This is a genomic window from Pseudomonas sp. ERMR1:02 (assembly GCF_002277815.1).
Lineage (GTDB): Bacteria > Pseudomonadota > Gammaproteobacteria > Pseudomonadales > Pseudomonadaceae > Aquipseudomonas.
Window position 1 is genome coordinate 360866 of the sequence record NZ_NKJI01000006.1, and the last position, 12803, is coordinate 373668.

The 12803-nt window shown below is 61.0% G+C and carries 9 protein-coding genes and 1 pseudogene; 8 read left to right on the forward strand and 2 right to left on the reverse strand.

Annotated elements, in window-relative coordinates:
* Window positions 1-179 precede the first annotated feature (179 nt).
* The 3 genes from CES87_RS14500 to CES87_RS14510 all read left to right on the forward strand — a co-directional run bounded on the left by CES87_RS14500 (window position 180) and on the right by CES87_RS14510 (window position 6060).
* Window positions 180-1973, forward strand: coding sequence for a DUF1302 domain-containing protein (locus CES87_RS14500; protein ID WP_128606644.1), 1794 nt, complete (start codon window positions 180-182; stop codon window positions 1971-1973).
* Between the two features lie 23 nt (window positions 1974-1996).
* Window positions 1997-3367 (forward strand): DUF1329 domain-containing protein, encoded by a 1371-nt coding sequence (locus tag CES87_RS14505; protein WP_128606645.1) that lies wholly within the window; start codon window positions 1997-1999, stop codon window positions 3365-3367.
* A 140-nt stretch (window positions 3368-3507) separates the two neighbouring features.
* Window positions 3508-6060 (forward strand): LuxR C-terminal-related transcriptional regulator, encoded by a 2553-nt coding sequence (locus tag CES87_RS14510; RefSeq protein ID WP_128606646.1) that lies wholly within the window; start codon window positions 3508-3510, stop codon window positions 6058-6060.
* A 9-nt stretch (window positions 6061-6069) separates the two neighbouring features.
* Here CES87_RS14510 and CES87_RS14515 read toward each other — a convergent pair whose 3' ends face one another.
* Entirely contained in the window at window positions 6070-6873 is an 804-nt protein-coding gene (locus CES87_RS14515) for an IclR family transcriptional regulator (protein ID WP_128606647.1), read from the reverse strand.
* Between the two features lie 179 nt (window positions 6874-7052).
* Between CES87_RS14515 and hmgA the strand changes: the two genes are divergently transcribed.
* The 4 genes and pseudogenes from hmgA to CES87_RS14540 form a co-directional block, all read left to right on the forward strand.
* On the forward strand, window positions 7053-8357 hold the full coding sequence (gene hmgA, locus CES87_RS14520) for a homogentisate 1,2-dioxygenase (RefSeq protein WP_128606648.1): 1305 nt from the start codon (window positions 7053-7055) through the stop codon (window positions 8355-8357).
* 3 nt (window positions 8358-8360) lie between these two features.
* Window positions 8361-9665 carry a fumarylacetoacetase gene (gene fahA, locus CES87_RS14525; RefSeq protein ID WP_128606649.1) on the forward strand — a complete coding sequence of 435 codons (1305 nt, stop codon included), beginning with the start codon at window positions 8361-8363 and terminating at the stop codon, window positions 9663-9665.
* A 12-nt stretch (window positions 9666-9677) separates the two neighbouring features.
* Window positions 9678-10313 carry a maleylacetoacetate isomerase gene (maiA, locus tag CES87_RS14530; RefSeq protein WP_128606650.1) on the forward strand — a complete coding sequence of 212 codons (636 nt, stop codon included), beginning with the start codon at window positions 9678-9680 and terminating at the stop codon, window positions 10311-10313.
* 109 nt (window positions 10314-10422) lie between these two features.
* A pseudogene (locus CES87_RS14540) lies at window positions 10423-10557 on the forward strand (maleylacetoacetate isomerase); the annotation flags it as partial.
* A gap of 117 nt (window positions 10558-10674) precedes the next feature.
* On the opposite strand, the gene CES87_RS14550 reads toward CES87_RS14540, so the two are convergent.
* Window positions 10675-11478, reverse strand: coding sequence for a SirB1 family protein (locus tag CES87_RS14550; RefSeq protein WP_128606651.1), 804 nt, complete (start codon window positions 11476-11478; stop codon window positions 10675-10677).
* A gap of 183 nt (window positions 11479-11661) precedes the next feature.
* Between CES87_RS14550 and CES87_RS14555 the strand changes: the two genes are divergently transcribed.
* The gene (locus tag CES87_RS14555; RefSeq protein ID WP_128606652.1) at window positions 11662-12681 is read left to right on the forward strand and encodes a Glu/Leu/Phe/Val dehydrogenase dimerization domain-containing protein; all 1020 of its coding nucleotides are present in this window, start codon (window positions 11662-11664) and stop codon (window positions 12679-12681) included.
* The last annotated feature ends 122 nt before the right edge of the window (window positions 12682-12803 follow it).

Below are 12803 nucleotides of genomic sequence, written 5' to 3' on the forward strand. Positions count from 1 at the left end.
TATGGCTCATGCGTTCGGCTAATAGCGCTCCATCGAGGCGATCCATAGTCGCCGCAAAACCCCATTCCATGCACTCGATAATCCTTTGGAGGTACACCTCAAATACCTCCTTGGTGCGCTTATCGCCCTTGGCAGGCGGCAGTAGGGTGAGGCCTTCTGTCACTCACCGGGGAAGACGCATGACAAAAACAACAATGCGCGCCATCTTCAAACCGCAGGCGCTGGCCGCTGCGGTGGCCTTGGGTTGCTGTGCCCAGGCGCAGGCTGTTTCATTCAACATTGGCGAGATCGAGGGCACGTTCGACTCTTCGCTGTCGGTAGGCGCGAGTTGGGGCATGCGCGATGCCGACAAGTCGCTGGTGGGGATCGTCAATGGCGGCAGCGGGCAAGCTTCGACCGGTGATGATGGGCGCCTGAACTTCGGAAAGGGCGAAACCTTCTCGAAGATTTTCAAGGGCATTCATGACCTCGAACTGAAGTACGGCGACACCGGTGTGTTTGTCCGTGGCAAGTACTGGTACGACTTCGAACTGAAGGACGAAGACCGGCCGTTCAAACAGATCAGCGATCACAATCGCAAAGAAGGCGCCAAATCCTCTGGTGGGCAAATCCTCGACGCCTTCGTTTATCACAACTACTCACTCGCGGACCTGCCGGGCACTGTGCGCGCCGGTAAGCAGGTAGTCAGTTGGGGTGAAAGTACGTTTATCGGTAACTCGATCAACAGCATCAACCCGGTCGACGTCTCCGCGTTTCGCCGTCCCGGTGCCGAGATCAAGGAAGGCCTGATTCCGGTCAACATGCTATTCGCCTCCCAGGGCCTGACGGACAAGTTGACGGTCGAAGGCTTCTATCAACTGGAGTGGGATCAGACCGTTGTCGACAACTGCGGCACCTTCTTCGGCGCCGATGTGGTGGCCGATGGGTGCAACAAGGGTTACACCGTCGCCAGCCCGGCCATTGCGCCGTTGCAGCCGATTGCTGCGGCATTTGGCCAAGGCTTCGAGGTCGGTAGGGAGGGTGTGATCGTACCGCGCGGCGGCGACCGCGATGCGAGAGATTCGGGGCAGTGGGGTACGGCGCTGCGCTGGTTGGGGGATGACACCGAGTACGGCCTGTACTTCATGAATTACCACAGTCGCACGCCCAACGTCGGCACGACCACGGCCGGCCCCGGCACGCTGGCGAGCATTCCGGGGATCGTTGCCGCCGCCAACCGAATTGCACCGGGCAGCGGTTCGGGTCTCGCGCAAAGTGTGATGCTCGGGCGCGGCCAGTATTACCTCGAATACCCGGAAGACATTCGCCTGTACGGCGCGAGCTTCTCCACCACTTTGCCCACCGGCACGGCGTGGACCGGCGAGATGAGCTATCGCCCCAACTTGCCGGTGCAGGTCAACAGCACCGACCTGACCCTGGCCATGCTCAACCCGATCGCAGGAGGCGCGGCGTCACCGATTGCGACGTCGCCAGGCGCCGACAACAAGGGCTATCGGCGCAAGGAAGTGACACAGATCCAGAGCACCCTGACGCACTTTGTCGATCAGGTAGCAGGAGCGGATCGCCTGACGTTGGTGGGCGAAGCGGCAGTGGTTCATGTGGGCGGTCTGGAGGCTCGCAGCAAGCTGCGTTATGGCCGCGATTCGGTGTATGGCCAATATGGTTTCGGCGGTGATACCGACGGTTTCGTGACCTCGACCTCGTGGGGTTATCGCGCCCGGGCGATCCTCGATTACAACAACGTGATCGCCGGGATCAACTTCAGACCCAACCTGTCGTGGTCCCACGACGTTTCCGGTTACGGCCCCAACGGCCTGTTCAACGAAGGCGCCAAAGCCATCAGCCTCGGCGTCGATGCGGACTACCGCAACACCTACACCGCAAGCCTCAGTTACACCGACTTCTTCGGTGGTGACTACAACACGCTCGAGGACCGCGACTTCGTGGCGTTGAGCTTTGGCGTGAACTTCTGACCTGTCTGAGAAGGATGATTTCCATGCGCAAGATGACTCTGCAATTCAGTGCCTTCCTGGCCCTGAGCCTGCTGGCTGTCAACGTGATAGCAGCGGTGTCGCCGGAAGAAGCGAACAAACTGGGCACCAGCCTCACTCCGCTGGGTGCCGAGAAGGCCGGTAACGCCGATGGCTCGATTCCGGAGTGGACCGGTGGCATCCCGAAAAACGCCGGCGCGGTCGATAGCAAGGGCTTCCTGGCTGATCCGTTCGCCAATGAAAAACCGTTGTTCATCATCACGGCGGCGACGGTCGACAAGTACAAGGACAAGCTCTCGGACGGGCAGATCGCGATGTTCAAGCGATACCCCGAAACCTATAAAATTCCGGTGTATCCGACCCACCGCACCGCGGCACTGCCAGCGGAAATCTATGAGTCAGCGAAGCGCAGTGCGTTGAATGTCACCCCGATCAACGACGGTAATGGACTGGCCAATTTCACCGGCAATCGCTACTACGCCTTTCCAATTCCGAAAAACGGGGTCGAGGTGATCTGGAACCACATCACCCGTTATCACGGCGGCAATCTGCGCCGCACCATTACCCAGGCGACGCCGCAGTCCAATGGCGATTTCACCGTCATCCGCTTCAAGGACGAGGTGGCCGTTCCCTCACTGCTGGGGGACTTGAAACCGGGGAGCGATGACAACGTGCTCAACTATTTCAAGCAGGAAGTGACCGCGCCGGCGCGGCTGGCGGGCAATGTGCTGCTGGTTCACGAGACCCTTGACCAGGTCACGGAACCGCGCAAGGCCTGGATCTACAACGCCGGCCAGCGCCGTGTGCGGCGTGCACCGCAAGTGGCCTATGACGGCGTGGGCAGTTCGTCCGACGGTCTGCGCACCACCGACAACTTCGACATGTTCTCTGGTGCGCCAGACCGCTACGACTGGAAGCTGATCGGCAAGAAAGAAATGTACATCCCGTACAACAGCTACAAACTCGACTCGCCAGACCTGAAATACACCGATGTGATCAAGGCCGGGCACATTAACCAGGACTTGACCCGCTACGAGTTGCACCGGGTCTGGGAAGTCGTCGCCACGGTCAAGCCCAACGAGCGGCACGTGTACGCCAAGCGTCATATGTACCTCGACGAGGACACTTGGCAGGTGGCACTGGCCGATCACTATGACGGTCGCGGCCAGCTCTGGCGGGTGGCCGAAGGGCATGCACAGTTCTACTACGATCATCAGGTTCCGGCTTATACAGTTGAAGCGCTGTATGACCTGATTGCCGGTCGCTACATCGCGCTGGGGATGAAGAACGAAGAGAAACGCAGCTTCGAATTCAACATCGCGGCAAAAGCTGGGGACTACACGCCGGCAGCCCTGCGGAGTACGGGTGTGAGGTAGTCTTCCTACATGCTCCTACACAAAAAGGTGACTTCACGGTCACCTTTTTTATGGGTGCAAATAAACCTGCTGAATACTTCTTCAACAAGCGCTCCAGAGGGGGCTAGGGTGGCGCCACAACTATAAAAAGGCGCACCACTATGACTGCCATGACGACGTGTCTGGACCGTCCTGGGCTTCTGCCTCGCTTGTCTTCCCATCATCTGTCCCGCGAGCGACTGGTCGAGCCGATGCTGGTTTCCACGGCACGGGTGAAATTGCTTTGCGCACCGGCTGGCAGCGGCAAGAGTGCGCTGCTCACCGAGTGCCTGTTGCGTGCGCCGACGCATTGTCGGGTGTACTGGTTGCCGTTGGCGGGCGAGGCGTTGAGTGCTGCCGATTTCCAGCAGAGGCTGACGCAAGCGCTGGGGCTGCCATCAAAGGACGAGCCAGCATTGCTGGATCACCTGAGCCGGTTGCAGGCGCCAACCTGGCTGTTTATCGATGATTACTGCCGCAACCCCAACCCTGAACTCGACCGTCTGTTTGACCGTTTACTGGCCGTCAGAAACCCTGCGTTGAGTTGGTGGCTGGGTTCGCGTCGACGTCCGTCCTGCAACTGGCCGCGGTTGTTGCTCGATGATGAGCTATACGAGTGCGACGGTCGTTCACTGGCGTTTAACGAATGTGAGGTCGAGCAGTTGCTCGGCCACATAAAGCCGTCGCGGGCGGCAAGCGTGGCCAGAAGAATCGTTCAGCGCAGCGGCGGATGGTGTGCCGGCGCGCGCATTGCCCTGCTCGACGGCTGTCAGTGGGCCGCCGGGCAGGACAGCAAGCAGGGGCGTTCGACGACGCTACTCGATTATTTGCAGCATGAACTGTTCAACACATTACCGCCGGAGCTGGTTGAAGCCTGGCAGGTGCTGGCCCATTTGCCGCGATTCACTGCCGGCCTTTGCGAGCATCTGTTCGGTGCCGGAGAAGGTGCGCAGTGGTTGCAGACCTTGCAGGACATGGGGTGCTTCATCGAACCCTGGGAAGACTCCGTCGACTGGCTACGGATCTTCGTGCCAGTGGCCCGAGCCCTGCGTGACGAACAGGGTTCGGCCGGTCGCTCCTGGCATCGTCGCGCGTGCCAATGGTTCTGCGCCGGGGAGGACTGGCAGGGGGCGTTCGAACAGGCGTTGCTGGCCGAAGAGTTCGAGGTTGCGGTCAGTCTGTTGCAGCACTTCAGCTTTGAGCATTTGTTGCGGCGCGAGAATGTGCGCCTGTTGCTGAATCTGCATGAACGCCAGGGTCAGGAGTTGACCCTCGGTTCGCCGCAATTGGTCGGTTTGATAACCGCAGCGCTGTTGTTTGCGGGACGCTTTGACCAGGCAGCGGTGTGCATCGAACAAATGGCAAAGTTCGCACCGCAACCGACGGCGGATTTGCAGCGGCAATTACTGGCACGCTGGCAGGCGCAGCAAGGCTGGTTGCTGCATTTGCAGGGGCGCAGCGAGGCGTCTCGCGGACACTTTATCGATGCGCTGGCGGAGTTGGGAACAGACGCCTGTCCGGCACGTTTGTTGTGCCTGTCCGGGCTGACCCAACAGGCGTTGCTCAACGCCGAGCTCGATGCTGCGCAGGCTTTCAACCGAGAGGCGCTGTGTCTGGCGCGCGCACAAGGCTCGTTGCTGTTCGAAGGCTTGCTCGAACTCGATCACGCGCAATTGCTGGAACAGCGCGGCGCTCCCCGGCGCGCCGACAGCCTGTTGGCCGATGTGCATGAATTATTGAGCCGACAGGCCGATCGGCCGACGCCGCTGCTGGGGCGCATTGCCTTGCGACGCGGGCGTCTGGCGCTCTGGCAGGGGCAGGACGAAGTGGCTGCCGAATTTTTCCACAGCGGTCTCCAAGACTGCCTGCACAGTCAGGACAAACGCGCGTTATATGGCTTTCTCGGCCAGGCCCAGGTGGCAGCTAATCAACGCAATTACGCCCACGCGTTCGACCGCTTGCGCGATGCCGAGCGGTTGATGCAACAGCGGCAGATTCCCGACACGGTGTATCGCGGTGTTCTGCTGCAAATCAGCAGTCACTTCTGGTTGCAGCAAGGCCGGCCGCAATTGGCCCGTGAAGCCTTGACCCGTGTCGTGCGCCACTACCGTGGGCCCCACGCACGGCAGGCACCCCCGGCCACTGTGGAGCTGATTGCGCGAGTTGAGTACTTACTGGTGCTTGCCGAAACTCATTTGCATTCGGCCAAGCAACCGCTGGAGCGGCTCAAGGCCTTGCTCGATCACGCGCAAGAGCATGGGATGCTGGCGCTGGAAGCGGAATTGCAGTTTGCTATCTGCGAAGTGGCGGACCTGATCGGTGAGCCTGAATTGGCGAAGTCGGCGTTGCAGGCGGGTCTGGAACTGGTGAGGCGTTGCCATTTGCAACAGGCCTTGTGCGACCTACGGTTGCGTCAGCCGACATTGCTCAATCGCCTGGGCGTGGACGACGAGCCTGCGACGACACTGGACGCTAATCCGTTGAGCGGACGAGAGCTGGAGGTGCTCGGCCTGATCGCCCAAGGCAACTCCAATCAACAGATCGCCGAGCAGTTGTTCATCTCATTGCATACGGTGAAAACCCATGCGCGGCGCATTCATAGCAAGCTGGGCGTTGAACGTCGGACTCAAGCCGTGGCCACGGCCAAGAAGCTGGGCTTGATTGCACAAGGGTGAAAAGCAGCGCTATGGGTTCGGGCCAATATCCGGTTCAAAACCCATTCGCCAACTCACCGCGCGAGTGGCGGCTAGCAGGCGTTGGGCCGCCGGGCCGTCTTCATCGGCATGAAACAGTGAGGTCGGGCCAACCACGGTAAGTACCGCCACGACCTTCCCCATCGCGTTGAACACCGGGGCCGACAAGGCATCCACACCTGGCATCAGCAAACCATGCACATGGTGCAGGCCGCGTGCGCGGATCTGTTCGCACATCTGTGCATAGGTCCGGTCGTCTGCCAACGCATGGTCGGCGTGGGCCTGCAGTTCCTGTGCACGCAGATCTACGGTTTCGCGCTTCGGCAAATAGGCGCCAAACACCAGTCCTGTCGATGAGCTGAGCAACGGCAACACCGAGCCCAATTGGGTCACTACCGTGACCGCACGCACCGCCGGCTCGATGTGCACCACTGTCGCGCCCTGGTTGCCCCATACCGCCAAAAAGCAGGTTTCGTTCAAGTCGTCGCGCAATTCGGCCAAGGGCAGGGCGGCAACTTTCAGCACGTCCATACTGTTGAGTGCCGCCAGCCCCACGCGCAAGGCTTCGCGGCCCAGCCCGTAGTGGTTTGTCGCGGGATTCTGTTCGGCAAAGCCGCTGGCGATCAGCGCCTGCAAATAGCGGTGAACCTTGCTCGCCGGCATCTGCACGTGCTCTGCCAGGCGCGAGAGTGACGTCGAGGGCGACAACTCGGCCAACGCCTTGAGGATGTCGGTACCCACCTCGGCGGAGCGGACTTTCTGTTTACCGTTGCTGTCGCTCGTGGGCTTTTCCATGGTGGCGCCGTCTTTCAAAGGATGAGTTCCGGGGATGAATGGGCGTCTTTATAGCTTGACGGTCAATACCAATCAAATTACGTTATGCGTAATCTAATTACGATAAAAACAACCCGGGCGTGCCGAATCCTCCGAAAAAGAGCGACCGGCCACTGTCGACTCCCTGTTCAGGAGGCTCCATGAACCTCGATTCAACGACGCCAGCGCTGGCTTATCAGTCAGGCTTTGGCAACGAATTCAGCAGCGAAGCGTTGCCCGGCGCACTGCCGGTCGGCCAGAACTCCCCGCAAAAAGCCCCTTACGGCCTCTACACCGAACTGTTTTCCGGCACCGCATTCACCATGGCCCGCAGCGAATCGCGGCGGACCTGGATGTATCGCATTCAGCCATCGGCCAATCACCCGGCGTTCGTCAAACTCGATCGGCAACTGGCCGGTGGCCCATTGGGTGAAGTGACGCCTAATCGTCTGCGCTGGAATGCCCTGGATATTCCCGCCGAGCCGACCGATTTCATTGATGGCCTGGTGAGCATGGCTGCCAACTCCGGCGCGGACAAACCGGCCGGGATCAGCATCCTCCAGTACCGCGCCAACCGTTCCATGGAGCGGGTGTTCTTCAATGCCGACGGCGAAATGCTGCTGGTGCCGCAGCAGGGGCGTTTACGTATTGCCACTGAACTTGGCGTGCTGGAACTGGAACCGCTGGAAATCGCCGTGCTGCCACGGGGTTTGAAGTTCCGCGTCGAGCTGCTCGACCCACAAGCCCGCGGTTACATCGCCGAGAACCACGGCGCGCCTTTGCGCCTGCCGGATCTAGGGCCGATCGGCAGCAACGGCCTGGCCAACCCGCGGGACTTCCTGACCCCGGTCGCCAGTTACGAACATCTTGCGCAACCGACTACCCTGGTGCAGAAATTCCTCGGTCAGTTGTGGGGTTGTGAACTCGATCATTCGCCGCTGAACGTGGTCGCCTGGCATGGCAACAACGTGCCGTACAAATATGACCTGCGCCTTTTCAACACCATCGGCACGGTCAGCTTCGATCACCCGGACCCGTCGATCTTCACGGTCCTGACTTCGCCGACCAGCGTTCACGGTCTGGCCAACCTCGATTTCGTGATTTTCCCGCCACGCTGGATGGTCGCCGAGAAAACCTTCCGTCCACCGTGGTTCCACCGCAACCTGATGAACGAATTCATGGGCCTGATCCAGGGCGAGTACGACGCCAAGGCCGAAGGCTTCGTCCCCGGCGGCGCGTCCTTGCACAGCTGCATGAGTGCCCACGGCCCCGACGGCGAGACCTGCACCAAGGCGATCAACGCTGATCTCCTACCTGCAAAAATCGACAACACCATGGCCTTCATGTTCGAGACCAGCCAGGTGCTGCGCCCGAGCCGATTCGCCCTCGATTGCCCGCAACTGCAAACCAACTACGACGCTTGCTGGGCCACGCTGCCCGCCACTTTCGACCCGACCCGGAGATAACCCATGACGCAGACATCCATCACTCGCAGCTGGGTTGCTTCGGCCAACGGCCATGCTGATTTCCCGCTACAAAACCTGCCGCTGGGCGTGTTCAGCGTGAAGGGTTCGGCGCCACGCAGCGGCGTGGCCATCGGTGAACATATATTCGACCTGGAGGCTGCACTCGATGCCGGCCTGTTCGACGGTGCAGCAAAAACTGCCGTCGAAGCCACCCGTGGCGGGCAGTTGAATGCGTTCTTTGCGCTGGGTCGCGAGGCTCGCGTAGCCCTGCGCCAACGCTTGCTGGAACTGCTACGCGACGGCAGCACCCTGCACGGTAAGATCGAAGCCCAAGGCGCAAAACTGCTGCCGCTGGCGGCGGATTGCGAGATGCACCTGCCGGCGAAAATCAGCGACTACACCGACTTCTATGTCGGCATTGAGCACGCGCAGAACGTCGGCAAACTGTTCCGCCCGGACAACCCGTTACTGCCGAACTACAAGTACGTGCCGATCGGCTACCACGGCCGCGCCTCGACCATTCGCCCGTCCGGCACCGACGTACTTCGTCCGAAAGGCCAGACCTTGCCGGCCGGTCAAACCGAGCCGACCTTTGGTCCGTGCGCGCGGCTGGATTACGAACTGGAGCTGGGCATCTGGATTGGCCAGGGCAACGACATGGGCGACTCGATTGCCATTGGCGACGCCGCCGATCACATCGCCGGTTTCTGCCTGCTTAACGACTGGTCGGCGCGGGACATCCAGGCCTGGGAATACCAGCCGCTGGGGCCGTTCCTGTCGAAGAGCTTCATCACCAGCATTTCCCCTTGGGTCGTGACTGCCGAAGCGCTGGAGCCGTTCCGCCGTGCCCAGCCTGCACGCCCGGAAGGTGATCCGCAGCCGCTGCCTTACCTGTTCGACAAGCGCGACCAGGCCGAGGGCGGCTTCGACATCGAACTGGAAGTGCTGTTGCTGACCGAAGCCATGCGCGAACAGAACCTGCCGGCTCATCGCCTGACATTGAGCAACTCGAAACACATGTATTGGACCGTCGCACAAATGGTTGCGCATCACAGCGTCAACGGTTGCCAATTACAGGCCGGTGATCTGTTCGGTTCGGGCACTTTGTCGGGGCCGGAAAACGGTCAGTTCGGCAGCCTGCTGGAAATCACCGAGGGCGGTAAAAAGCCGATCGAACTGGCGTCGGGCGAGGTGCGCAAGTTCCTTGAAGACGGCGACGAAATCATCCTGCGTGGACGTTGCAGCCGCGAGGGTTTTGCTTCCATCGGGTTTGGCGAATGCCGCGGCAAAGTGCTGCCGGCGCGCTAAGGGGAACGGGTCATGGAACTCTATACCTACTACCGTTCGACCTCGTCCTATCGGGTGCGCATCGCACTGGCGTTGAAGGGGCTGGATTATCAGGCGCTTCCGATCAACCTGATCGCGCCGCCCGGTGGCGAACATCGCCAGCCATCGTATCTGGGCATCAACCCGCAAGGCCGCGTGCCGGCCTTGCGCACCGATGAGGGCGAGTTGCTGATCCAGTCACCGGCGATCATCGAGTATCTGGAGGAGCGTTATCCACAGGTGCCGTTGCTGTCCAAAGACCTCGCTGCCCGCGCCCATGAGCGCGCTGTGGCGGCGGTGATCGGCTGTGATGTGCATCCGCTGCACAACGTCAGCGTGCTCAATCGTCTGCGGCAGTTGGGGCACGATGAAACGCAGGTGGTGGAGTGGATCGGCCACTGGATCGGTCAGGGTCTGGCGACCGTTGAACAGCTGATCGGCGATGAGGGTTACTGCTTTGGCCCGCAGCCAGGCTTGGCCGATGCCTACCTGATTGCGCAGTTGTACGCGGCCGAGCGCTTCAACATTTCCCTTGAAGCCTATCCGCGAATTCGTCGAGTGGCGGCACTGGCGGCTGCACATCCGGCATTCATCAAGGCCCACCCGGCTAACCAGCCAGACACCCCATGACGCCTGCCCCCGCCCCCCTGTAGAAGCGAGGCTTGCCCGCGAAGAACGATGACGCGGTGCGCCAGACGGACCGAGGCGACCGGTTCGCGGGCAAGCATCGCTCCTACATGCGCAGTTGTACGCGGCCGAGCGCTTCAACATCTCCCTTGAAGCCTATCCGCGGATTCGTCGAGTGGCGGCACTGGCGGCTGCACATCCGGCATTCATCAAGGCCCACCCGGCTAACCAGCCAGACACCCCATGACGCCTGCCCCCGCCCCCTGTAGGAGCGAGGCTTGCCCGCGAAGAACGATGACGCGGTGCGCCAGACGGACCGAGGCGACCGGTTCGCGGGCAAGCCTCGCTCCTACAAAGAGCGGGATCAGTGGACGATTGAGTTGGGCGGCAAATGCCCCAGCCGCTCCGTCAAACGAATCCGCTGGATCGGGTCGTCGCTGAGCAGCAGGGCATGTTCCAGGTCGAAGCGCTCGGCGTTGGGGCATTCCAGCCGTTGGTAGAGGCTGGCCCGGGCCAGGTAATCCGCGGCTGTGCCGTTGCCCAGTTCCAGCACGCGTTCGGCGTCGACCAGGGCCCCGATGTAATCGTCATTGGAAAGGTGTAGCTGGCGCAGGTTGCGCGACAGACGTTGCAGCATTTGCACGGGCTCGGCGGTGATCAGGTGTTCGGCGCTGAGTTTCAGGTTCGGGCCGTACTGGCGGTGCAGCAGTTCCCGGCAATCGTTGGGATAGAGGCGACGGCCGCCGCACGGATCGAGCAAGTGATCGGCGCCCGGTACGCGCAGTAGAAAATGGCCGGGGAAGTTGACCCCGACCAAGGGGATTTCCAGACCTCTGGCCAACTCCAGTGCGATCAGGCCCAAGGCCAGGGGTTGCCCGCGCCGGCGTTCCAGCACTCGATGGAGTAACGCCACTTGTGGCCGCAAGGGAGTGGAGTCGTCCTGGGCGAACCCCAGGTCATTCATGCGCCGCAACAACGGTTGCGCCAGCTCGCTCACCGGCAACATCGGCAGGCTGCCACTGATGCGCTGTTGCAGCTCTTTGAAGTTTACCAGCAGCGTCCCGAGGTTCACCTCGCTGTCATGTTCGGCGGCAATCCAAAGCGCCGCCTCGAACAGCGCGGGCGGTGAACGTTGCAGGCAGGCGAAAAACGATTGGCGCGGGGTCATCAAAATCTCCGGGCAATGCCTCGTTTTAGCCCCGTCTCTGCCATTCGTCCAGTACTGTGCAGGGGTGTTCACGGTTTATTTCCGAATGACTGAATGGCCGCTCCGCTTATTCCGGTGCGCTTCTGCATTTTTTTAGCGCAAGCCTATACTGGCGACTACAAGAAGTGATTCGGGAGCCTTACGATGTTCGCTCTCATGCAAAGCACTCGCCTTGAATCGCTGCATCTGAGCGTCGACCCGGCCACCGGGTTGAAGGCGGTCATTGCCATTCATAACAGTCGCCTGGGGCCTGCCCTGGGTGGTTGTCGTTACCTTGCCTACCCCAGCGACGAGTCCGCAGTCGAGGATGCCGTGCGCCTTGCCCAAGGCATGAGCTACAAGGCGGCACTGGCCGGCCTGGCCCAGGGCGGCGGTGTGGCGGTGATTATCCGCCCGGCTCACGTGGCGAACCGCGCCGCGCTATTCGAAGCTTTCGGGCGCTGCATCAATCAGCTCGATGGCCGCTACATCACTGCCATCGACAGCGGTACTTCAGTGGCGGATATGGACTGCATCGCCCAGCAGACCCAACACGTCACCAGCACCACTTCGGCGGGTGACCCTGCGCCCCACGCGGCAATGGGTGTGTTCACCGGCATTCGTGCCACCGCCATGGCGCGGTTGGGCAGCGATAACCTCGAAGGCCTGCGCGTGGCTATTCAAGGTCTGGGCAATGTCGGTTTTGCCTTGGCGGAACAGCTGCATGCCGCCGGTGTCGAACTGCTGGTTAGCGATATCGACCATGGCAAGGTGCAACTGGCGATGGAGCAACTTGGCGCTCACCCTATTGCCAACGACGCGCTGCTCAGCACGCCTTGCGACATTCTCGCGCCGTGCGGCCTGGGTGGCGTGCTCAACAGTCATAGCGTGACGCAATTGCGCTGCTCGGCGGTGGCGGGTTCGGCGAACAACCAGTTGACTCATCTGGACGTAGCCGATCAGCTTGAGCGGCGGGGCATCCTGTATGCGCCGGATTACGTGATCAATGCCGGCGGGTTGATCTACGTCTCACTCAAACACCGTGGCGAAGAACTGTCGACCATCACCGCACACCTGTCGAAAATCAGCTCGCGACTAACGGAAGTGTTTGCCCATGCCCAGGCGGAAAAACGTTCGCCGGCGCGGGTGGCGGATGAGTTGGCGGAGAAAGTGTTGTACCGATAGCAAGGTCAGAAAATCACAGACATGAAAAAGGCCCTGAGCCATCGACTCAGGGCCTATTCAATTCGAGTGTCACTTACTTTGCGGCTTTAGCGGCCTTGGCTGGCTTGGCCGGGGCAATCGGC